The sequence below is a fragment of the Methylophilus glucosoxydans genome, from assembly GCF_042676145.1.
Taxonomy (GTDB): domain Bacteria; phylum Pseudomonadota; class Gammaproteobacteria; order Burkholderiales; family Methylophilaceae; genus Methylophilus; species Methylophilus glucosoxydans.
In genome coordinates, this window is the sequence record NZ_JBHTJW010000001.1 from 234,986 (window position 1) to 255,042 (window position 20,057).

Here is a 20,057-nt window from a genome sequence, read left to right on the forward strand (position 1 = left end):
TAAAACAGGTGAATATTCAGCTAGTGAATATTCAGATAGTGCTGAATGGCAAATTTGGCCAGGAATCCGACCAGCCCCAGCGTCAGGGCCAGAAACAAGGCAAAAGTGCCGGTTTTGCCCGCTTTGGATTTCCAGGCCAGGTTGCCCACAATAAAGACAATAAACAGCATGAGGAACGCGAGGCCCCAGGACATGCCAAACTCGGTGAGTTGGGCTTCATTCATGCCAAAAATAGTGGTTTCCATCCGTGATACTTTCTGTTGAAACTTATTGCAGGCAGCCCGTAATCAGCTGGGCCAAGTGTTGCTCAAGATTGTCGCTCGGTTTGCGTTTGAATCCGCTTTTGGCAAAAGCATGCCAGCGGCCCAGCACAAAACTGATCATGGTATTGGCCGCCGTGCCGGCATCATTGATTTTGTGACCCTGTGCTTCGGCAATACGCAACGATTGCTTGAGGCTGGCTTCTAACCTGTCCAGCAACTGGTTGATACGTAATTGCAAGGCGTCATCTTCATTGACCAGGGCATCGCCAATCAACACCCGTGACATGCCGGGATTGCGCTCGGCAAACTTGAGCATGGTTTGCAGCATCAGCTGTACTTGCTTGAGGCCATCGGTTTCGTCGGTGGTGATTTTGTTCATGACACCAAACAAGGCGCTTTCAATAAACTCGATCAGGCCCTCAAACATTTTGGCCTTGTTGGCAAAGTGGCGGTAAAGTGCCGCCTCGGAAACATCGAGTTTGGCAGCCAGGGCTGCCGTGGTGACTTTTTCGCCACGTGGCGTTTGCAGCATGCCTGCCAGGGTTTCCAGAATTTGCTGTTTACGGTTTGCGCGTGCTTCTTTATTGATGGTAGCCATAATGATGTGGGAGCCTGAGCCTGATCGTTAGGTGGTTATTTTGACCCGTATTTTAACCTTATTCACCGGCGGCGGGAATGTAAAGCGGCCCTTTTTTCAGGCCGCTGTGAGTGAGCGCCAACATATGCGCTAACCTATATTGCACAAAGTTTGGTTTGCGTAACTTGCGGCTGATCCACACCGTGCGCATCCCCAGCCGTTTGGCCGTCATCAGTGCGGGCAGGCTGTCTTCAAACAAGGTGCAATCTGCCGCACGGCATTTAAGCTGGCGTAGCAGCAATTGAAACCCGCGCACGCTGGGTTTGGCGTGAAAGCCACTGGATTCCACACTGAAGACCAGTGAAAAGCAATCCTCAATGCCCAGCACTTGCAGCACGCGCAACGCATAGTGACGCGGTGCGTTGGTGAAGACGCATTTACGTCCCGGCAGTTGCTGCAATAATTGTCTGAGCTGTTTGGTGGTATGCACCATTTCGTCCGTCAGAAAGGCATGGGTTTCTGCAAGAAAATGATGCGGGTTGACCCCGTGGTGGCGCATCAGCCCTTTGAGGGTGGCGCCATAGACCTGCCAGTAATGCTGGCGCAAGGCGCAGGCGGCTGGTTCATCCAGCTGCAAGTGATCCTGGATATATTGGGTCATGGCGCGGTTCATCACCGGGAAGATGTGCGCCGAGGCGTTGTGCAGGGTGTCGTCCAGGTCAAAAATCCACACCCTGCGCGTCATTACTGTCGTGCCAGATTAAAGGGCATCTGCCCGCAATTTGGCCGGGCGGTGCAGCAGGCGGTTTAAGTAGTCGTCAAAGACGGCACGCGGTGGATAGGCTTTGGTGTAACGCATGCCAAACGCCAGATGGGTCGCCAGATAGACATCGGCGGCGGTGAACTGGTCGCCACACACATAGGCATGCTGGCGTAAATGCGATTCCAGGGTATCTAGCGTCAGTGTCAGTGAGCCAAAGCCCAGAAAAGCCTGACAAGGCGTACCCAAAGGTGTTTTTTCCGGCGTTTGCCAGCCCAGAAACTCAGCCGTCGTTGCCGCTTCCAACGGACCGGCGATAAAAAACATCCAGCGGTAAAAAGCTGCCCTTTCCGGGGTGCCCGCGGCTGGAATCAAGCCCTTGTCGGCAAACGTGTCTGCCAGATAGGTCAGGATCGCGGCCGTCTCGGTGACCACGGCCCCGCCATGCTGGAGGGCAGGTACTTTGCCCATGGGGTTGATTGCCAGGTAGTCTGCTTTTTTCATGGCCGGACCAAAGTCCAGCCACACCGCCTGATACGCAAGGCCCAGCTCTTCGAGCAGCCAGTGCACGGCACGGCCACGCGACAGTTTGTTGCTGTATAAAATAATCTCAGCCATGGTTGGGCACTGCTGATGAGCGTGGCTGAATGGCTATTTCGCCTTGATCAGCGTGCCCACGCCTTCGTCAGTCAACACTTCCAGCAGCAAGGCATGCTCCACGCGGCCATCAATGATGTGCACAGACTTGACGCCACTGCGCGCCGCATCTAGCGCAGAACCGATTTTTGGCAACATGCCGCCACTCAGGGTGCCATCTTCTACCAGGTCATCGATTTGCTTGGGTGTCAGGCCGGTCAGCAGCTGGCCATTTTTATCCAGCACGCCTGGCGTATTGGTCAGCAAAATGAGTTTTTCTGCATTGAGGATTTCAGCCAGTTTGCCCGCCACCACATCGGCATTGATGTTATAAGTTTCGCCATCCTTGCCTACGCCAATCGGCGCGACGACCGGGATAAAGTCACCGCTATCCAGAAACGTAATGATGCTGGGGTCTATGCCGGAAATCTCGCCCACCTGGCCGACATCAATCATTTTGCTCGGGTCTTTGAGGTCTTCCATCAGCAGTTTGTGCGCATGGATAAAGTTACCATCCTGCCCAGTTAACCCCACCGCTTTACCGCCGTGACGGTTAATCAGGTTAACGATTTCCTTGTTCACCTGACCCCCCAACACCATTTCCACCACGTCCATGGTTTCTTCGTCGGTGACACGCATGCCCTGAATGAATTCGCCTTTTTTGCCCAGCTTGTCCAGCATTTCATTGATTTGCGGGCCGCCGCCATGCACCACCACCGGGTTCATGCCCACCAGTTTTAACAGCACCACATCCTGCGCAAAACACTCTTTGAGGCGGTCGTCCGTCATGGCGTTACCGCCATATTTGATCACGATGGTTTTATCAAAAAAGCGTTTGATGTAGGGCAGCGCTTCGGACAGGGTTTTTGCCTTTTGCGAGGCAGTGGCATGTTGCATCATCGGAGGTCCGTATTGAGTTCAAAACAGCGTGAATTTTACCGCAGAAATGTGAAGCGCTGATTAAAAAACAGCGCTTACACATCATGCGAATTTAGGGTAGCCAGTAGCTTAACCTGGATGCATCAGCCATATCAGGCTTGCTGAATCCCAGCCAATAACCATGGCGCATTGCTTGGCTGTAACGCTTTTTGCAAGTGCCAGATTTCATTGATGTGTTCAATCGCACCATTGTTTTCGCGCAACTGACCCGAGTAACGCACACTGGCAATGGTGTAAGCGCCTTCAGTGACCACCTCAATCAGCTCAGCATCAATATTCAATACCTCGGTTGTTTGTGGGGCATCGCCGCGTTCTTGCAATTGCAGGCTGATTTCAGCATAGACCTCAGGGGTGGTGTATTCACGAATGTCTTGGATGTCTTTGCGGTCGTTGGCGGCTTGCAGACGAATAAATGAAGATTTGGCACCACGTAAAAAACTATCCACCGGAAAATCGGCAGGAATATCAGCTTTGATTGTGGATGCAGCGCTGGCGTTGTATGTGGATTCAGATTGAAATCCGGCGGGGGCGTACGGTGCGCCTGCGCCGGCGTATTGTGGCGGCGAGGCTTGCGCATTTTTGAAGCGACGCACTAAAAACATCAGCAAGGCAAAGCCTGCAACCACCATCAATAATGTACTGAAATTATTGGCAAAATCGCCTAATCCGCCGTGTGAAAACAGGGTTGCCAAGCCGGCACCAATGGCAAGACCGGCCAATGGCCCCATCCATTTGCTCATCCCGTTACGTGGTGCAGCCGCAGGGGCTGGTTGTGGCGTCGCTTCGGGCGCACGTTGCATTTGTTTGGCAGGCGCAGGCCGATTTTTACCAAAACTGCCGCCACCGCCCAATCGCTTGGCCTCTGCCACACCAGACAACAAACTCATGCAGACCGTCAACACCATCAATAGCTTCCAAAACTGTTTCATGTTTTCCTTTTGTTTATGTGTATTAAATAAATGCTGGATTGCCAGAGCGCTTGCATGGCAATCGGATATCCAATGTAACGTAAGTGGGCATGAAATGGTTGCATTTCAAGAAGCTAAGGCCATTGTTTGTTTTTTAGGGGCCATAAAAGGGTCAGCCTTTGGGCTGCGGCCTTACAAAGGTTTCACAAATACCTTGGACTTGCGCTGGAAATTATAGAACTTGAGTTTCTCTTGCGGCAGTTGCTCCACGCTTTGTTCGCTAAAGCCGCGCTCCAGAAACCAGTGCTCGGTGCGGGTGGTCAGGCAGAAAAGCTGTTTAAAGCCTTTTTGACTGGCTTGCTGCTGGCAATAGTTAAACAGCTTGTCACCGCGGCCACCGCCACGGTAAGCGGGATCTATCGCCAGGCAGGCGAACTCTACCATTTTTTCCTCGTGAAACGGATATAAAGCCGCACAACCGATGACGCGGTTATCATGTTCCATCACATAAAAATAGTTGATCTCCATCTCGATGCGTTCGCGGCCGCGCCGCACCAGAATGCCCTCATTCTCCAGGGGTTCAATCAACCGCAAAATGCCGCCTACATCTTCGATATTGGCCTGGCGCATGGTTTCCAGTGACAGTTCAGTGATCATGGTGCCTATGCCCTGGCGCGTAAACAGCTCCTGAATAATGGCGCCATCAATGTGGCGCGAGATCAGGTGGGTTCTGGCCACGCCATGCTCGCAGGCACGCACGGCGGCGGGCAGGTAATAATTGACGTCCTCGGAATAGAAAATCGGCTCATCACTTTCCTGCACGTTACGAAGCAGGTTACGCGCCTTGGCCGAGGTCATTTCGCGCAACAATTCGCCGCGCAGGTTCTGGATGCCTTCTGAGTCCATCAGGAAAATCAGTTTTTCTGCATCCAGCGCAATCGCGGCACTCACCGCGACATCTTCCAGGGTCAGGTTAAAGGTCTCGCCGGTGGGCGAGTAACCCATGGGCGACAACAACACCATCTCGCCATCGTCCAGCCGTTTCTGGATGCCGACCGCATCAATCTTGCGCACTTCGCCGGTATGTTGCAGATCCACACCGTCGCGTACGCCCAAGGGTTTGGCAGTGACAAAATTACCACTGGCAACACGGATGTCGCTGCCTGCCATCGGCGAGTTGGCAATGCCCATGGATAACAGCGATTCAATCTCTACCCGGATGGCACCATTGGCTTCTTTTACCGCCTCCATGGCGGCATCATCGGTGATCCGCAAGCCGTTATGCAGTTTGGGGGTGAGGTGGTCACGTTTCAGGCGTTGCTCAATTTGCGGCCGGGCACCATGGACTAATACCAGTCTGACTTCTAGGCTGGCCAGAAGGTTGAGGTCGTGCGAAAGCGCCACAAACTGTTGTTCACTGACGACTTCTCCGCCAAATGCAATGACAAAGGTGCTGCCGCCAAAGGCGTGGATATAAGGCGCCGCAGAGCGAAACCAATGCACAAACTCTTTGCTATTCGTGCTAGACAGGATGGCGGGCGGCGTGTTGGTCAGTGAGACGGGGGTTAGGTTGGCATCATAGAGCCGGCCAGGCGTGGTATGCAGCGCCTGTGCGGCGGCGCGTAGCAGGGCTTCAGAGATGCCAATCTCACCGCGTTCAATGCGCGATAAATTGCTGGCATCTGTACCCATACGGGCAGCCAGTTGCTGCAAGGTTAAATTTTGCGATTTACGCAATTCCCTGATGTTTGAGCCTAGCATTTTGCATTTAATTTAAGGTTAATTTGCAAAATAATAAATAAAAATGGTTTTTATTGCAAATATTGGGGTGTTAATTTTTCACCGATGAAAGCAGATAAACGCCGATCAGGCGAAGCCGGTGTGAGTTTTTAGCGTAAGCAAAGCGCGCGCAGTTTCAAGCGCAGCAGAATGTTAGCAGTGGCAGTTCGCGCTCATCGGCGTGTATCGGTACTTAAAAAGTTTTGTGTTTGTAGATATTCAAGGGGAACGGCACATAAAAAAATGACGGCCAAGGCCGTCATATTAAGGTCAAGAACACAGAGAGACTACGTCAACATCAACTGACTGGCTGCGGGCGGATTGAGCGATACACACGGTTGCTCTGCCGTTTGCTCAATACCAGCTGCCAGAGTTGCCCTTGCCGGGCGCGGAAATAGCCTGCGCAACACATCAGGTAGTATTTCCACATCCGGTAAAAACTTTCATCATACTTAAACTGCAATTCAGGCCAGGCACGGTTGAATTTGTCCCACCAGGCCATCAGGGTGCGGTCATAATCCGGTCCGAAGTTATGCCAGTCTTCAATTAAAAACTTTTCTTCAATCGCCCCAGTGATTTCGCTGGCCGAGGGCAATTTGCCATTCGGAAAAATATAGCGGTCTATCCAGGCGTCGGTATGCAAGGCGGTTTTATGATTGCCTATGGTATGCAACAAAAACAGCCCGTTATCCTTAAGCAAGCGCTGTGCGGTGGCAAAATACGTTTCGTAGTTCTTTTGGCCCACATGCTCAAACATGCCAACCGAGACAATTTTGTCGAATTGACCATGCAACTCGCGGTAGTCCTTGAGCTGGATATCCACCGGCAATCCTGCACAACGTTCTCTGGCTAAGGCCTGTTGCTCAACTGACACCGTGATGCCGAGCACCTGCACCCCATAATGTTGTGTCATATGCTTGGCCAGCCCACCCCAGCCACAGCCGATTTCCAGCACGCGGTCGCCGGGTTGTAAATCCAGCTTTTGGCAAATCATATCCAGCTTGTGACGCTGGGCTTCTTCCAGCGTTTGCGCATGTTGCCAGTAGCCGCAAGAGTAACTCATGCTCGAATCCAGCATGGCTTCAAACACATCATTGCCAATATCGTAATGTTGCTGCGCCACCTGATAAGCCCGGTGCGGCGCTTGCAGGTTAAACAGGGTATGACGAATGATCTCAGCCAATAATTTGAGTCTGGCCGTCCCGCCCATTTTTTCATCCAGGTCCGCCCGCATGACGCGATGGAAAAACTCGTCCAGTCGGTTGCAGCCCCAGCGGCCCTCGATAAACGCCTGTCCCAGTCCGAGCGAGCCTTTGGTCAACACATCGCGGTAGACGCTTTCTTCATACACCTGGATATCCCAGGGCGCGTTGCCGTTAATCGTGATCCCAGCGCCCGCCAGCAAACTGGCCAGCGTATCCGGTGGCGCGGGATGCGCACTGAGGTAATGGTTGGTCGTGGTTTTCGGCATGATCGTTTGATAATCCCTAATAACACTTCACGTAGGCATGACTGATGGATTGCATCATAAAAACAGTTGCGCTTGCAGACAACTCGTCATATGACGTATGACAGATTTGATGGCAAAGATTCCGTCGGGCAGGATGGTTTTAACGAGCTAAAGCGGTTGCTGTCAGGGCTGCAATGCTGCAAACCATACTGACAGGCTGGCGATGCTGAGCAGGGTACTCAAAAACACGGCCGCGGCATACAGTGCGCCATCCAGGTGATAGCGCTCGCAGATGATAATGCCAAATACCATGGTCGGCATGGCAGCCAGCAAAATGCAGGCGGTCAGGGTGTCACCCGAGATGCCCAGCCATTGTGCAAAGCACCAGGTCACCAGCGGTGCGACGCACAGGCCAATGGCACACACGGGCAATAACAAGGGCATGAATTTCAGTTTAAAAGTATCCCAGCGGATGCTCATGCCCAGTGCAATCAACATTAAGGGCACCACGCCCCCCGCCAGGGTATGCAAGGCATGTGCAATCATGACCGGTTGCGGAATGTGACACAGATTGAGGATGGCCGCCAAGAGCAAGGCCCATAACGGTGGCACGCGCATGAGTTCCTTGAGCGGGTGCGAGCGTTGTTCTGCATGGCCAAAATGTTGCGCCATGAGCATGCCCAGGCTGAGCAAGATCGGCGTGCAGGCAAACAGGTCAAACTTGAGCACGATCTCATGCGTCCAGTCACCCAAAACCTCGCTGGTCACCGGTAGTCCAAGGTAGGTTGCGTTCGGGAAGGTGGCCGCCAGCATCAGTGCGCCTTGCTGGGCACGGTTCACGGTCGTCAGGCGCTGCAATAATTGCAGTACCAGCCACATGCACGAGGCCGCGACCGTCAGCCGGCACACGGCGGTCAGCGCAATCTTGACTGCACTCAAATCAAACGGCGCCTGCCATAAAATATTGAGCACCAAGGCTGGCAATAGCACATAAAACACCAGATCTGTCAGCGCACGTCGGTGCGACAGGGCGGTGATATGTGAGGGCGCCCACCGTTGCCAGAGCATGCCTGCCATAATCAGCAAGGCCATTTGCAGCATGACTTGAAACATGTGCCGCCTTATAAACCGAGCGCGGTCAGTCCGGGGTGCTCATCCGGGCGTCTGCCCAAGGGCCAGAAGAATTTGAGGTCTGCTTCTTTAATCGGCAGGTCGTTAATACTGGCGTGGCGCTGCATCATCAGCCCGGCGTCGTTAAACATCCAGTTTTCATTACCGTAGCTGCGATACCAATTGCCCGCGTCGTCGTGCCACTCGTAGGCAAAGCGCACAGCAATCTTGTTATCCAGAAACGCCCAGATTTCCTTGATCAAACGGTAATCCAGTTCGCGCGCCCATTTGCGCGTTAAAAACTGATGTACCTCTGTACGCCCCACCGGAAACTCGGCACGGTTACGCCAAACTGTATCTTCCGTGTAAACCTGAATCACGCGATCCGGGTCGCGGCTGTTCCAGGCATCTTCGGCCATGCGTACTTTTTGCATGGCAGTTTCCAGGGTAAAGGGCGGTAAGGGTGGGCGGGGTTCCATAGAGGCTCCTTGGGTTGCTAAGTGTGCAGTGTCAGACCTGCTTAAAAGTCTCCCCACAGTGACTGCATCACGCTCATGGCAGTCAATGCAGCAGTTTCGGTGCGTAAAATCCGTGGGCCAAGCACGATAGACTGGAAGTGATGTTGCGAGGCGAGCGCAATTTCTGCCGCGCTCAAGCCGCCTTCCGGGCCAATTAATAAATGAATGGCGTTTTTTTGCGGGTTTAGTGATGCCAGCCTTTGTGCACCGACAGGATTCAATAACAGGTTAAGGCTGTCAGCGGTCGCGTGCTGGCTCAGCCATTGTGCAAGCGTGAGAGGCGCGTGTACTAACGGAATTATGGCACGGCCACTTTGCTCGCAGGCGGCAATCACCACGCCTTGCCAGTGTTCGACGCGTTTTTCGGCGCGGTCGCCACTGAGCTTGGTCACGCAGCGCTCGGTGCTTAACGGGAAAATTTCGCGCACACCCAGTTCCACCGCTTTCTGGATGGTGTAATCCATGCGGTCGCCGCTGGAAATACCTTGTAGCAGGCGGATATTCAGTGGCGATTCATTGCTGACCTGTGTGCGGCTGAGGACTTCAACGGTAGCGGATTTTTTCTCGACCTGCGTCAGCGCGCAGAGATAGTCAAAACCATCCCCACAAAACAAAATCAACGTGTCGCCTACTTTGAGCCGCATGACTCTGACTGCATGCGCCATGGCGTTATCACTGAGTGGGACGGATTGGCCCACAGTCAATGCAGCCGGGCTATGAAAGCGTAAATTACTCATGACTGGCATTGTAACCAAAATGCCTGTGTGCGGGCACGGTGGTGACAAGATTCACCTTGACGTCTTAATCACGTACCATAATGGTTTGATCTAATGGCAGGAGCAACTCTGATGGCAAGTATTAGCCCCCCCGTATGTGATTTTGGCTGGAAAGCACCGGCATTCAATTTGCCTAATGTAGATGGCAAGCTCGTCAATCTTGAAACCAGCATGGGTCCAAATGGTCTGCTGGTGATGTTTATCTGTAACCATTGCCCTTACGTGAAAGCCATCTTGCCTCGCCTGATCGCTGACGTAAAAGAACTACAGACGCTGGGCGTGAATACGGTGGCAATTATGTCTAATGACCCTTCCGATTATCCGGAAGACAGCCCTGAGAACATGCGCAAAATTGCCACCGAGATGGCGTTTCCGTTTCCTTATCTGTTAGACGAAACTCAGCAAATTGCCAAACTTTATGATGCTGTGTGTACGCCAGACTTTTTTGGCTTTAATAAAGATTTTGCGTTGCAATACCGGGGTCGGTTTGACGAGAGCCGCAAGGAAACTGCTCCTGAGAGTACCCGTGAATTGTTCAAAGCCATGAAGTTAGTGGCTGAAACAGGTCACGGCCCGCAGGAACAGATTGCAAGTATTGGTTGTTCTATCAAGTGGAAAGAGTGAGCGTTAACCGGGCGTGCCGTCAATACGTGGTTGACTGAGGATCGGCCAATAGACAATCGTAAATAATGTGAATGCGGCCATCCAGGTGCTGGCAGCCAGCATCACTGACAAACGGTAAAAGTCTGGCAGCACGATAGGCAATAACACCCGGCTCAGGGTAGCAAAAATGACCAGGCCAAATATCCATACCAAGCTACGCGGTGGGTTATGAATATTGCGGCCTGTGTGCCCTAAGGAGACCCTAGTCATCATCGCCAGCGTAATCACGCCGATGCCGCCAATCGCCCAGCAATGGATGGCCAGAATCACCGAAATGCTTGGCAGCAAAAAACTCAAGGCATATAGTAAAAAGCCCAGGTTGATCAGCCACAGACCCAGATAAAAACTCCACAGTAGCGGCACCTGCCAAATACCGGGTGTATGCCAGCGCCATAACCTAAAGCTTGCGCTGACGCTGATAGTATGTCCTAACACTGTATTCAGAATTTCAGCATTGGCGGTTAATATATTGATCAGCAGTGCGGCCAGGCAGACCATCAACAGGCGATCTATCCAAACTGAATTTTTGAGCGTCACCTGTTCTTTCACGCCACGCTCAATAAACATGGGCAAAATGCGGCGGCTCATCACCATGATCAGGCTGACATTGAGCAGTAAACCCATCCATAGCGCGGCATGTGCACCTTGGTTTGTCCAGCCCAGCGCTTGCGAATAAAAAGCCAGGTTGCCAACCGACAGCAACAGTACTTTTGACAGTACGCCCAGCTGGCGCCATTGCTTCACCTGAATAATCGGTCTGGCAACCGCGATGAGCAGCCACAGGTTGAATAGGCCGTCAAACGCAGCTGCCAATGCGACCAGGTAGGGTGCCATCAGCATGACGGCGCGGGCCAATGCCCAGCAGGTGACCAAGCCTATGAGCGGGCGACCATGTAAGGTCTGCAGACCGGTCCAGTTTTTGACCGCGGTCAGTAAAAATCCAGCAATCACGGCAAAGGCAAAACCATATAGCATTTCGTGTGCATGCCACTGTGATGCGGTCACCGTGTTCAACACTAGCACCGAATGCGTTGCATATTTCCACACCCAGAGGCCAATCGAGAGCACCGCAAAGCAGGCAGCCAGCAAGAAAAAAGGCCTGAAGCCCAGGTTGAACAGTGCAAACTGGTTAGCCGGTACCTTGCGGCTGGGTGGTGAGATGGTGAGTGGTTGCATGCAGGCCTCCTCAAAAGCGTATAGCGAATAATACGGCGCTGAGGTGCCCGCATATTGCGCTGACGCAAACATGATGCATGCAAAAATGCCAATTAAAAACCCCGCGCTGAACGGGGTTAAATCAACATCAGGCCTGATGGCCAAGGTGTCGGTGAGTTATACACGCAGCGGTTGTTTTCTAAACAGGCACAAGCCTGCGACCCCCAGGCCAAGCAGGCTGGCGGATAACGGCTCGGGCACTGGCGTCGCCAGCGTCGTCGCATAGGTGACATCGTCTACGGCAAACGTACTGGAGCAGCAACCGGTGCCAGCAAAGACGATGCGATTAAACGCCACATCGGAGGTGAACCCAATAAAGCCATTTAGAGTTTGATTGCTGACGTAAGGGTCTGGCGCGGCATAGGTGGCAATATGATGATACTCACCATAGGCCGGGCCGATACGGGCCAAGCTGATGGAGAGCAATTGTAGCCGGGCATTGTTCATGGTGAGCCCAAAGGCAGTGATTGGCTGACTAAATATCAGATCCGCCCAGCCGCCGTATGAGGTGTTGAAATAGAGGTTGGTTGTGCCATTAATATCTATCGCTGAAGAAGGTGCATCGACACTGACACTGCCGCTCAATGTGAAGTCATTGAGGTGGATGCCGGTGCTGCTGGGATCGAGGTCTGCCGTCACTGCGTCAAAGGTTTCGCTAGACACCGTACCCGCTGCAGTCAAAAAGCTGGCTTTATCCGTGTATACCGTGAAGGCTGCCATCGTGGGCATGCTAGTCAGGCCAATAGTAAAAAGCGTAACGAGTTTGATAAACCAAGCTGGATTAATCACTGGGGATGACATCACATGCTCCTTTTAAGTAAATGATGGGATGAGAATGCTTGTATGTGTGTTAAAGCGACCTGGCAAAATATGCCTGTATTTTCTCAAGCGCTTTGACGACGCCATAACAACAGCGGCAAGCCCATCATGAGCAGCCAGGCCTGGCTTGGCTCTGGCGCTGGGGTCACTGCCCAGCTGGCGACGACCAAAAACTGGTTGCTGTATATATTGTTGAGTTGCAAGCGCGAGGCCGTGCTCTGTCCGCTGAGTTCTAGCAAACCACTTGAGATTTCGCCGATATAGACTTCACCTTCACCTTGCAACACTGCCGAACCGGCATAATCGCTGTTACCAATCACCGTCAGGCCATTTCCCTCCAGCAAACTGATGCGGTCATATAATCCATTCCGTAACAGAGCATAGCGAGCAGCATCTGGCAGGTTGAGTTCTACCAAGCCGCTGCTGCTATTGCCCAAGTAATAGATGGAGAGCATGGCGTCAGTCAACCCAAGTAATGCCCCATCCAGCGTCAATTGAGGGGCGGCACTTGTCGTGAGCGGCACGCCCAGCGCGTGGTCCAGTTGCGCAGCGAAATCATGCTCATCGCTGCCGCTGGCAATCAGCGATAATGCCGCCAACGACAGGGCTGCATTGTCACTGGTCAGGTCTTCGCTGCTAAAGCCAGCCGTTGAGCGTCCCAGAGAGGGGTCCACGGTTGCGGTGACGTTCCATAGCTGACGCATGAGATCGAAGGGTGAGTTGAATACTGTCGGTGCAGTCGCGCCTGCATTGAGCAAAATGGTGCTGTCTCTGGCGGCTGCGAGCAGTGTTTGTGCATCTTTTAGCTCGGGTGTGCGGGCGATTTTCAGGGTATTTGCGACTGCGACATCCGTCAGTACACTATTGCGCAGGGATTGAATATCGGTTGCGGCAGCATCCCAGCGTGCGGCTGCGACTCCGCCACCTGCCCCTGGGGTGGCGGCGAGGGCATCTGCCACATATTGGCTACGTGTTTTGGCGGTAAAGGTGGCATTCACATTGACTGTGCCGGATAAAGAGAGCCCGGCATAATTGATGCTCACACCATCCGCGGTAAACGTGGGTGCGCCACTTGCTTGCAAGCGTATGGGTTGCACCAGTGCCGCTGCACTGGTGGTTGAGTTTGAGAGCGGAGAGAGAAATTTTAACGTGCTATAGACTTCGTCGCGGGTACAGGAAAGCGCGGTTGCACGGCAAAACCAGGTGGCATCGAGGTTGAGTGACTCGGTGGTGGTCAGCAGGCCGCCGCTCAATGTGGCGCCGGCTTCTATCCGCGTTAGGGTGCGTTGGCTATCAGGCAATACTGAGACCCCTGGGTCATTCAGTGAAATAAATTGATTACCTCTTAGTTCAATCGTCATGCTGCCGCTACTGAACGTTCCAAGTCGGGTGCTCAAAAACCGCGCATTGGCAATACTTGGGTCCAAGGTCAACAGCTTGTCAATCTGGTTGCTGTAAGTGGTGATATCCACGCCATCGACAGACACCGAGGTGGTTCTGTTCATGATGGCAATCTCGTTAAAGTTTAGCCGCATGTTAGTTGCGATTTCTGTGGCGAGGGCCTGGAAAGGCAGGCAAGCAGCCAACACAATGATGGCGGCAGATGGTTTAGCGTAGCGCTGCAAGGTCAACATGACAAACCCTTTGCCCTGGTTGGGCACGAGATTAAGAATGTCCCTAGACTAGTGCAATCATCCGAAAAAAGGCACCCCCAGTTCAGGGGGTGCCATCACAGCTACTCAAAGGGTGAAACAGTCATTTTTATTTTTTACTAGGATTTTGGCGCGTGACAGCGCCTTTATTCTGTAGTCGATTTGCGCGTGCGCCTGTATCCAACCACGCCCAGCAAGCCCAGACTGAGCATGAGTGCCGAGGTAGGCTCTGGCACACTGCTCACCATTTGACCATACTGGATATGATCCACTTCAATGCCGCCCCCGGTGCCTATGGTGATCGATTTTATGCCACCGGCAAACTGCACACCAAAGAAGCGGTCATCGCCGGTGGTGCCGCCAAACGTGCCATCAGGAATGCCCGTATACGACTGTGAACCCAGTGATTGCCCCAGTGCATCTGTTGCGCTGAACGTAATGGTGCCAGAGCCATCCGTCCAGACCACACCAAAAGCCGTTGGCAGAGGGCCGCTACCCGTGTAAGTAAAGGTCACAGTGCCTGAAAACCAGCTACGTCCTGCGGTGCCAAAGCCATCAATGTTGCCATCATCGGCATCCACCGAGTCGGCAATGCCGGTGGGTCCATACACTGAACCGTTACTGGCACTGATAGATGCATCCAGCGATCCATCTTCCAGATTATCTAATAGGACAGGATTGTCTCCCAGGTAAAAGCCAGCCGGGATGTCACTCGAGGATAGGTAGGGCGTGGGTCCCCAGAAGATCGCGGTACTACTCGTGGCATGTGCCATATTGGCACTGGCAAATAAACAACCAGTGAGTGCGGTCATTATTTTTAATTTGTGCATGTCTCTCTCCTCCTGATGATTGGAGTACTCATCTTAGAGACTTTGCCATTTTGCTTGCACCCCCTGGATAGGGGGTGTCAATGGGGAGCTTGCGCGAATGCTTGCAACGGCAGTTGCAGACAAAGCTTGAGCCCGCCTGCGGACAAGGCTTCAAAGTGCACTTCACCGCCCAGCAGCATCGCGCGTTTCTGAATATTGTTCAAACCGCGGCCTTTGTTTCTGGCCGACTCGGCGGGCAGCCCGATGCCATTGTCACTCACTGACAGTAACAGCTGCCTGTCGCTATGACTCAGGTTGACTGTGACCTGGCTTGCCTGGGCGTGGCGGATCACATTTGAAACCGCCTCGCGGATAATGCGGCCCAGGTTGAGGACTTGCGGTTGCGTCAGGAGCAGGTGGTCTTCTTTCATCTCAATCTGCCAAACCAGCTGGATATGGACATCACTCAAGCGTTTTTCGCACTCGATGCGGTAGTCCGCCATGGCATCCGTCAATGGGATATGTTCTGTCCCGGCCCGTGAAACTACATCGCGCAGGTCTTGCAGGGCAGACCTGGCAAGTTCGGCATTGTTGCTGTCTTGGGCGCGGTATACCAGGGTCAGCAGTTTTGCACCCAAGTCGTCATGCAGGTCCTGGTAAATCCGCTCGCGCTCCTCCAGTGAGGCCTGCTCTTTGAGAATGGACTGCAGCTGCTGAAAGTTTTGATTCAGCTCTTCATGCTTGGAAACCACGCGTTGTTCGAGTTGCTGATTCAGTTGCTCGTAATCATTGAGGGCCCCCACATACCGTGAAGTCATCATGAGCCCGACAATCAAAAACAGCACGGGGGCCGAGAATTGCATCAGATATTCCTCATTGCTCACCCAGTGGTTGAGTGCAGCAATATTGGTGTGTATCAACCAGTCATGAAATGCAAATAGCAGGATCAAACTCAAGGTTAGCAACAGTAAGTTGGCGTCCTTATTGCGGTGCAAAATGCCTTCTTTTGCCAGCAAGCAGAGGCCGAACACCACCACACCCATGGTCACCAGGTGCCATACATCGGTGACGTCAGTAAAGTAGGCGTCGGGAGTGCACAGCAAAGTCAGCGGCGACAGGATGAGGATCGCCCACAGCAATTGATTGAAACGCTTGAGTCGGATGCCGACAAAATCAAGCAGTGAGATCAGCCACAAGGTGGCAATCGCCTGAAAACTCGCATTCACAAACAACTCCCATTGCGGGGTCGGCAACGGCGCTGTGATGATGTAAAAATTGAGGGATTGCAGTGCCCAGACAAAGGCTGCCAGTCCAAACAGGCCATAAGCCGTATCCTGCTTTCTGCGCCACCAAAGGCTCAACATCAGCAGCCCGATGCCCACAATCAATAAACTCGAAGTCTGGTTCAGGGTGATACGGATAAATTTGGCTTCTTCAAAGCGCGGCTGCAGATGCTCCAAGGTATCTATTTGCGGCGGAGCGAGCATGCCTTGAGAGTGTGGGGGAGCAATGACTCTCACCATTAACAGATTGTCGCGGGGCTTGAGCAGGTGGGGCGGGATGGCAAACAACAAGGGGCGGTTCCAGTGTCTGGCGACGGGTTCTTCAAACGCACCCCCAGAGCCTATCTTCTCACCATTGAGAAACGCTTCCGCATTCAGGCTGAGCCTGGAAAGGTAGAGTCCATACAAAGCCTTCTGGCTGAGTGTCGGGTAATCAAAACGAAAGCGGTACCATCCGATGCCCTCTGCCGTCGGATGACTGATCTTCCATATATCCGGCAGGCTGGCAGGTTGCCAGTCAGCCTGATCACCTGGGGGCTGGGTTACAGCACTTTGGACAAACTCTCCTTGTGTCATGCTGACTAGGGCTTTGCTGGTCGCCTCAGGGGTTGCAAATGTGCTCAGAGAGGCGAGCAGCAGCCACAAAAAAATGCAGCTATCGCGCAATGGTTTTAACAGGGCATGCACGGAAAAGCTCATTTAAACAAGGCCGTCACTTGCAGGTAAATATCGCGCACATCGACAAAGTTGCGCCCGGAAAAAGTATCCTGCATTTCGAGCCTGACGATGAGCGGCAGCGGTAACTTGCCTTGTTGCCAGGCCTGGATACCACTCCAGGTCGCACTCAGCCGGTACTGGTCGGCGCGGGTGTAAGTGTTCGTTTCCAGGCTGCTGGTATCGGTGCCAAGGTCAGACCGGTAATTGTCAGACTGTTTTTCATAACGGTGCCAGGTGGCCGCCCAGCGCCAGTTGGACCAGCGATATCCCAACTCAATATCGGTTTCATAAAAGTCCCCCAGGTCGCGCTGTAATCTTTGTTTGCTACTGGCGAGGGCCAGTAACTGGCCTGATGAGGGGATGCGCATGCTGGCTTTGTCGCGGGTTTGCCAGTTGTAATCGGCCAGCAAGCGCAAGTCGAGGTGGCTGCCTATATTCTTGAAATATTCTATGCGGGTGCGCAGGTCGTCGCTACCGTCGCCGGGCGGCGTATCCAGCAAGTTATCCGGGTCGTCTTTTCTGGCCAGACCCACTCGCCAGCCGATGCCCACAATCAGGCTCTGGTCTGCCGCCTTATAAGCCCGCCAGAGCACGCCTATGGTCGGGTCGCTAAATCCCTCTGACTGTTGAGAAGCAATCCGCTTGTATTGATAACCATACGCCGGGTTCGTCAGGATATTTTGCACGCCAGCCGTATCCATGGGAGCCACCGCGCCACCCGCAGGCGCAAACGGAAAGTTGCCCGCGCTGATGGGCTGACTCGCGTCAAACGCCGGGTTTGCGCCGACATTACCACCGTCGACGCCAAAACTGACGCGCGTGTGTGATTTCACATAAGGGATGATCGCGCCTACCGTGATATCCGGCGTGATGCCATAACCGATGGTCAATGTGCTGATCTGGTTACGCACCTCACTCTTGAAGCGCGTCGTTCCCAGCGAGGCACCGGGACCTAATAGTGCGAGCGAAGGGAAAATGCTGCTATTTAATTGAATGCCGTCAAAGCTGGCGCCTAGTCCCTGCAAGTTGCCATGTTGATCATAGGTCTGGTGGTAGTCGTTGTTGCGTTGCTCAAAGCGGATGCCCCAGCTACTTTCAGGCGCCATGGTGTTGAGGCCAAATGCCGTGGGTATGGGTAATTCATCCATGGCGAATGCCTGTTGGGTTAGAAAGTTGCCCAGCAATAGCCCGCCCATCAATAAACTGATCCAGTTCAGGCGTAATAAGGGGCGCATTAGATTCGGCAACAAAACAGGCAAACACAAAAGAGTCTTGGTCATGAGTGTATTCGAATTATTTTTTGATCGGAGCCCCCTGTTTGCGGGGGTGTTATACGTTGAATTTGGTATATAGTTTTTATCCCAACGCTATTGCTGTCCTAGCCACTGCCCTATGATGAAAACTGCTTTTATTCTTGAGGATACTCCCGAGTCACAATTGTGGCTGTCTGAGGTCCTGCAACAGAGTTTTCCAGATATCCAGATACACGCAGCCAATCACATCGCGCAGGCACTCACTGCGTTGAACCATCTATCAGCAATCGATATCGCGCTCATTGATTTGAGTCTACCAGATGGTAGCGGGGTTGCGGTGATTGAATGGTTAAATCGTCATTCACCGCAAACAATTTGTGTGGTAGCCAGCATATTTGATGATGATAGCCACATTTTCCCGGCATTGCGTGCCGGGGCGCATGGTTATTTACTGAAAGACCAGCCGCAAACCGCTATCGTGCAGGCGCTGAATGGCATTGTGACGGGGCAGCCGCCACTGTCACCCGCGATTGCGCGCAAGTTATTGCGGCATTTTCACGAGCCCTATGTCGAGGCGACTGCACAAGGCGTTCTCACCGAGCGTGAAAAAGAGGTGCTGTCGATTATTGCCAAAGGCATGACCATGGCAGAAACTGCCAATATTCTCGGTCTCAAGCGCAATACGGTGGCTGGGTACGTCAAGGAAATCTACCGCAAATTAAATGTTTCTTCGCGGGCTGAAGCCGCCATCACGGCACAACGCATGGGGCTGATTTAATCTTTTAGGGCACTTACAAAGCTCTTGCCCTGTCTTTCTTAATGCAAAGGCGCATGACCCCGCCATTTTCTGCAAGTTATAATCAGCCAAATTAAAACATGGGAAGAGCATCATGACGACAAAACTAAAATGGGGCATTCTCGGTGCTGCGCGTGTGAATGAGCGCCTGCTACCTGCGATTGTAGAGGCCAGCAACTCACAACTGGTCGCCATCGCCAGCCGCCGCCCGGGCGCCGCCAAGGCCACGCTGGATAAATACGCACCCAATGCGGGTGGCGTTAGTTGTTATGACGATATGGACAGCCTGCTCACAGACAGCAATGTTGAAGCTGTCTATTGCCCCATGGCCAACGAAGAGCATGCCGAATGGGCGCTCAAGGCGATTGCGGCAGGCAAGCATGTGCTGATAGAAAAGCCGATGACCACCAAGTTGGCAGATATTGATGCGATTGAATCTGCCGCCAAAGCCAAAGGGGTGACCGTGATGGAAGGCTTTATGTACCGCTTTCATCCGCAGCATGCCAAGGTTAAAGAATTAATCGACAGCGGGCTGATCGGCGATGTGCTTTCATGCCGTGCCAGTTTTTCTTTCCTGATGGCGCCTGCACGTATGTACCGCATTACCCGTGATATGGCCAACGGTGGTGGCGCCATGTGGGATATTGGGCCTTACGCCATCCATGCCTTGCGCTGGTGTTTTGCGCAAAACGGCGTCCCTGCCGAACCTAAAGATGTATTGGCCTATGGCAAACTCAACGAGCATGGCGCCGATGTGGTTGCCAGTGGTGTGCTCGATTTTGGCCCTGATGCACAGGGACGTGCGCGTTTCGGCCACTTTGATGTGAGTTTTGAGCGTGGCCGCAAAGCCGAGTATGAGCTGATTGGCGATAAGGGCTGGATCAAGTGCCACAATATGTGGTCTTACCCGGGCGATGATCCGGTCATTAGCTGGGAAGCGGGCGGCAAGTCAGAAACCATCGTTTTGCCCAAGGCTAACCACTTTAACCTTGAGATCGAGCACTTTGGTGATTGTGTGCTCAATGGCAAAGCGCCTTTGCTCACTTTTGACGATGCGCGTGGAAACTGTAAAGCGATTGAAGCGGTGATTTCGGCGTTGAAACGTTAAGGCTTTGCACAATAAAAAAAGGATGC

20 protein-coding genes are annotated in these 20,057 nt (G+C 53.0%); 3 read left to right on the top strand and 17 right to left on the bottom strand.

Translation table 11 applies throughout. The annotated features are described in order from the left end of the window. Nucleotides 1–20: 20 nt before the first annotated feature. The 11 genes from ACFQ1T_RS01140 to ACFQ1T_RS01190 form a co-directional block, all read right to left on the bottom strand. Nucleotides 21–245 (bottom strand): DUF2788 domain-containing protein, encoded by a 225-nt coding sequence (locus ACFQ1T_RS01140; RefSeq protein ID WP_194749205.1) that lies wholly within the window; start codon nucleotides 243–245, stop codon nucleotides 21–23. A 22-nt stretch (nucleotides 246–267) separates the two neighbouring features. After that, complete coding sequence (gene slmA, locus ACFQ1T_RS01145; RefSeq protein ID WP_275356568.1) at nucleotides 268–861, bottom strand: nucleoid occlusion factor SlmA; 594 nt, start codon at nucleotides 859–861, stop codon at nucleotides 268–270. 58 nt (nucleotides 862–919) lie between these two features. Continuing rightward, complete coding sequence (locus tag ACFQ1T_RS01150) at nucleotides 920–1,585, bottom strand: pyrimidine 5'-nucleotidase (RefSeq protein ID WP_275356569.1); 666 nt, start codon at nucleotides 1,583–1,585, stop codon at nucleotides 920–922. Nucleotides 1,586–1,600: 15 nt separating this feature from the next. Continuing rightward, nucleotides 1,601–2,218 (bottom strand): glutathione S-transferase family protein, encoded by a 618-nt coding sequence (locus tag ACFQ1T_RS01155; RefSeq protein ID WP_379073447.1) that lies wholly within the window; start codon nucleotides 2,216–2,218, stop codon nucleotides 1,601–1,603. 33 nt (nucleotides 2,219–2,251) lie between these two features. Further along, on the bottom strand, nucleotides 2,252–3,133 hold the full coding sequence (gene argB / locus ACFQ1T_RS01160; protein WP_379073761.1) for an acetylglutamate kinase: 882 nt from the start codon (nucleotides 3,131–3,133) through the stop codon (nucleotides 2,252–2,254). 134 nt (nucleotides 3,134–3,267) lie between these two features. Continuing rightward, on the bottom strand, nucleotides 3,268–4,104 hold the full coding sequence (locus ACFQ1T_RS01165; protein ID WP_379073448.1) for a Tim44 domain-containing protein: 837 nt from the start codon (nucleotides 4,102–4,104) through the stop codon (nucleotides 3,268–3,270). A 171-nt stretch (nucleotides 4,105–4,275) separates the two neighbouring features. Beyond that, nucleotides 4,276–5,844, bottom strand: coding sequence for an amino-acid N-acetyltransferase (argA, locus tag ACFQ1T_RS01170; protein WP_338656391.1), 1,569 nt, complete (start codon nucleotides 5,842–5,844; stop codon nucleotides 4,276–4,278). A gap of 316 nt (nucleotides 5,845–6,160) precedes the next feature. Beyond that, on the bottom strand, nucleotides 6,161–7,333 hold the full coding sequence (gene cfa, locus ACFQ1T_RS01175; protein WP_194749212.1) for a cyclopropane fatty acyl phospholipid synthase: 1,173 nt from the start codon (nucleotides 7,331–7,333) through the stop codon (nucleotides 6,161–6,163). Nucleotides 7,334–7,495: 162 nt separating this feature from the next. Further along, on the bottom strand, nucleotides 7,496–8,425 hold the full coding sequence (locus tag ACFQ1T_RS01180; protein WP_379073449.1) for an AEC family transporter: 930 nt from the start codon (nucleotides 8,423–8,425) through the stop codon (nucleotides 7,496–7,498). An 8-nt stretch (nucleotides 8,426–8,433) separates the two neighbouring features. Then, nucleotides 8,434–8,901: a nuclear transport factor 2 family protein gene (locus ACFQ1T_RS01185; protein ID WP_379073450.1), complete on the bottom strand. Its 468-nt coding sequence runs from the start codon at nucleotides 8,899–8,901 to the stop codon at nucleotides 8,434–8,436. Nucleotides 8,902–8,942: 41 nt separating this feature from the next. After that, nucleotides 8,943–9,677 carry a 16S rRNA (uracil(1498)-N(3))-methyltransferase gene (locus ACFQ1T_RS01190; protein ID WP_379073451.1) on the bottom strand — a complete coding sequence of 245 codons (735 nt, stop codon included), beginning with the start codon at nucleotides 9,675–9,677 and terminating at the stop codon, nucleotides 8,943–8,945. 111 nt (nucleotides 9,678–9,788) lie between these two features. On the opposite strand from ACFQ1T_RS01190, the gene ACFQ1T_RS01195 reads away from it, so the two are divergent. Further along, nucleotides 9,789–10,340 carry a thioredoxin family protein gene (locus ACFQ1T_RS01195; RefSeq protein ID WP_275356576.1) on the top strand — a complete coding sequence of 184 codons (552 nt, stop codon included), beginning with the start codon at nucleotides 9,789–9,791 and terminating at the stop codon, nucleotides 10,338–10,340. A gap of 3 nt (nucleotides 10,341–10,343) precedes the next feature. Here the strand turns inward: ACFQ1T_RS01195 and ACFQ1T_RS01200 are convergent, their stop codons facing one another. The 6 genes from ACFQ1T_RS01200 to ACFQ1T_RS01225 form a co-directional block, all read right to left on the bottom strand. Further along, nucleotides 10,344–11,555, bottom strand: coding sequence for an NnrS family protein (locus ACFQ1T_RS01200; protein ID WP_379073452.1), 1,212 nt, complete (start codon nucleotides 11,553–11,555; stop codon nucleotides 10,344–10,346). Between the two features lie 156 nt (nucleotides 11,556–11,711). Further along, nucleotides 11,712–12,314 (bottom strand): PEP-CTERM sorting domain-containing protein, encoded by a 603-nt coding sequence (locus tag ACFQ1T_RS01205; RefSeq protein WP_379073453.1) that lies wholly within the window; start codon nucleotides 12,312–12,314, stop codon nucleotides 11,712–11,714. A gap of 164 nt (nucleotides 12,315–12,478) precedes the next feature. Beyond that, nucleotides 12,479–14,047 (bottom strand): hypothetical protein, encoded by a 1,569-nt coding sequence (locus tag ACFQ1T_RS01210; protein WP_379073454.1) that lies wholly within the window; start codon nucleotides 14,045–14,047, stop codon nucleotides 12,479–12,481. A gap of 164 nt (nucleotides 14,048–14,211) precedes the next feature. After that, nucleotides 14,212–14,895, bottom strand: coding sequence for a PEP-CTERM sorting domain-containing protein (locus ACFQ1T_RS01215; protein ID WP_379073455.1), 684 nt, complete (start codon nucleotides 14,893–14,895; stop codon nucleotides 14,212–14,214). A 77-nt stretch (nucleotides 14,896–14,972) separates the two neighbouring features. Next, a complete protein-coding gene (locus ACFQ1T_RS01220; RefSeq protein ID WP_379073456.1) occupies nucleotides 14,973–16,856 on the bottom strand; it encodes a sensor histidine kinase in 1,884 nt (627 codons plus the stop codon). Then, nucleotides 16,853–18,109 (bottom strand): hypothetical protein, encoded by a 1,257-nt coding sequence (locus tag ACFQ1T_RS01225; protein WP_379073457.1) that lies wholly within the window; start codon nucleotides 18,107–18,109, stop codon nucleotides 16,853–16,855. Before ACFQ1T_RS01225 ends, ACFQ1T_RS01220 begins: the two co-directional genes overlap by 4 nt. A gap of 157 nt (nucleotides 18,110–18,266) precedes the next feature. Between ACFQ1T_RS01225 and ACFQ1T_RS01230 the strand changes: the two genes are divergently transcribed. Together ACFQ1T_RS01230 and ACFQ1T_RS01235 are read left to right on the top strand one after the other, a co-directional pair. Continuing rightward, complete coding sequence (locus ACFQ1T_RS01230) at nucleotides 18,267–18,905, top strand: response regulator (protein ID WP_228518904.1); 639 nt, start codon at nucleotides 18,267–18,269, stop codon at nucleotides 18,903–18,905. Nucleotides 18,906–19,017: 112 nt separating this feature from the next. Next, on the top strand, nucleotides 19,018–20,031 hold the full coding sequence (locus ACFQ1T_RS01235; RefSeq protein ID WP_379073458.1) for a Gfo/Idh/MocA family protein: 1,014 nt from the start codon (nucleotides 19,018–19,020) through the stop codon (nucleotides 20,029–20,031). Nucleotides 20,032–20,057: the final 26 nt, after the last annotated feature.

Bases quoted from the DNA above. Each gene is read 5' to 3' on its own strand.
- ACFQ1T_RS01140 (WP_194749205.1), bottom strand. From the start codon at position 245: ATGGAAACCACTATTTTTGGCATGAATGAAGCCCAACTCACCGAGTTT.
- slmA (WP_275356568.1), bottom strand. From the start codon at position 861: ATGGCTACCATCAATAAAGAAGCACGCGCAAACCGTAAACAGCAAATT.
- ACFQ1T_RS01150 (WP_275356569.1), bottom strand. From the start codon at position 1,585: ATGACGCGCAGGGTGTGGATTTTTGACCTGGACGACACCCTGCACAAC.
- ACFQ1T_RS01155 (WP_379073447.1), bottom strand. From the start codon at position 2,218: ATGGCTGAGATTATTTTATACAGCAACAAACTGTCGCGTGGCCGTGCC.
- argB (WP_379073761.1), bottom strand. From the start codon at position 3,133: ATGCAACATGCCACTGCCTCGCAAAAGGCAAAAACCCTGTCCGAAGCG.
- ACFQ1T_RS01165 (WP_379073448.1), bottom strand. From the start codon at position 4,104: ATGAAACAGTTTTGGAAGCTATTGATGGTGTTGACGGTCTGCATGAGT.
- argA (WP_338656391.1), bottom strand. From the start codon at position 5,844: ATGCTAGGCTCAAACATCAGGGAATTGCGTAAATCGCAAAATTTAACC.
- cfa (WP_194749212.1), bottom strand. From the start codon at position 7,333: ATGCCGAAAACCACGACCAACCATTACCTCAGTGCGCATCCCGCGCCA.
- ACFQ1T_RS01180 (WP_379073449.1), bottom strand. From the start codon at position 8,425: ATGTTTCAAGTCATGCTGCAAATGGCCTTGCTGATTATGGCAGGCATG.
- ACFQ1T_RS01185 (WP_379073450.1), bottom strand. From the start codon at position 8,901: ATGGAACCCCGCCCACCCTTACCGCCCTTTACCCTGGAAACTGCCATG.
- ACFQ1T_RS01190 (WP_379073451.1), bottom strand. From the start codon at position 9,677: ATGAGTAATTTACGCTTTCATAGCCCGGCTGCATTGACTGTGGGCCAA.
- ACFQ1T_RS01195 (WP_275356576.1), top strand. From the start codon at position 9,789: ATGGCAAGTATTAGCCCCCCCGTATGTGATTTTGGCTGGAAAGCACCG.
- ACFQ1T_RS01200 (WP_379073452.1), bottom strand. From the start codon at position 11,555: ATGCAACCACTCACCATCTCACCACCCAGCCGCAAGGTACCGGCTAAC.
- ACFQ1T_RS01205 (WP_379073453.1), bottom strand. From the start codon at position 12,314: ATGGCAGCCTTCACGGTATACACGGATAAAGCCAGCTTTTTGACTGCA.
- ACFQ1T_RS01210 (WP_379073454.1), bottom strand. From the start codon at position 14,047: ATGTTGACCTTGCAGCGCTACGCTAAACCATCTGCCGCCATCATTGTG.
- ACFQ1T_RS01215 (WP_379073455.1), bottom strand. From the start codon at position 14,895: ATGCACAAATTAAAAATAATGACCGCACTCACTGGTTGTTTATTTGCC.
- ACFQ1T_RS01220 (WP_379073456.1), bottom strand. From the start codon at position 16,856: ATGAGCTTTTCCGTGCATGCCCTGTTAAAACCATTGCGCGATAGCTGC.
- ACFQ1T_RS01225 (WP_379073457.1), bottom strand. From the start codon at position 18,109: ATGCGCCCCTTATTACGCCTGAACTGGATCAGTTTATTGATGGGCGGG.
- ACFQ1T_RS01230 (WP_228518904.1), top strand. From the start codon at position 18,267: ATGATGAAAACTGCTTTTATTCTTGAGGATACTCCCGAGTCACAATTG.
- ACFQ1T_RS01235 (WP_379073458.1), top strand. From the start codon at position 19,018: ATGACGACAAAACTAAAATGGGGCATTCTCGGTGCTGCGCGTGTGAAT.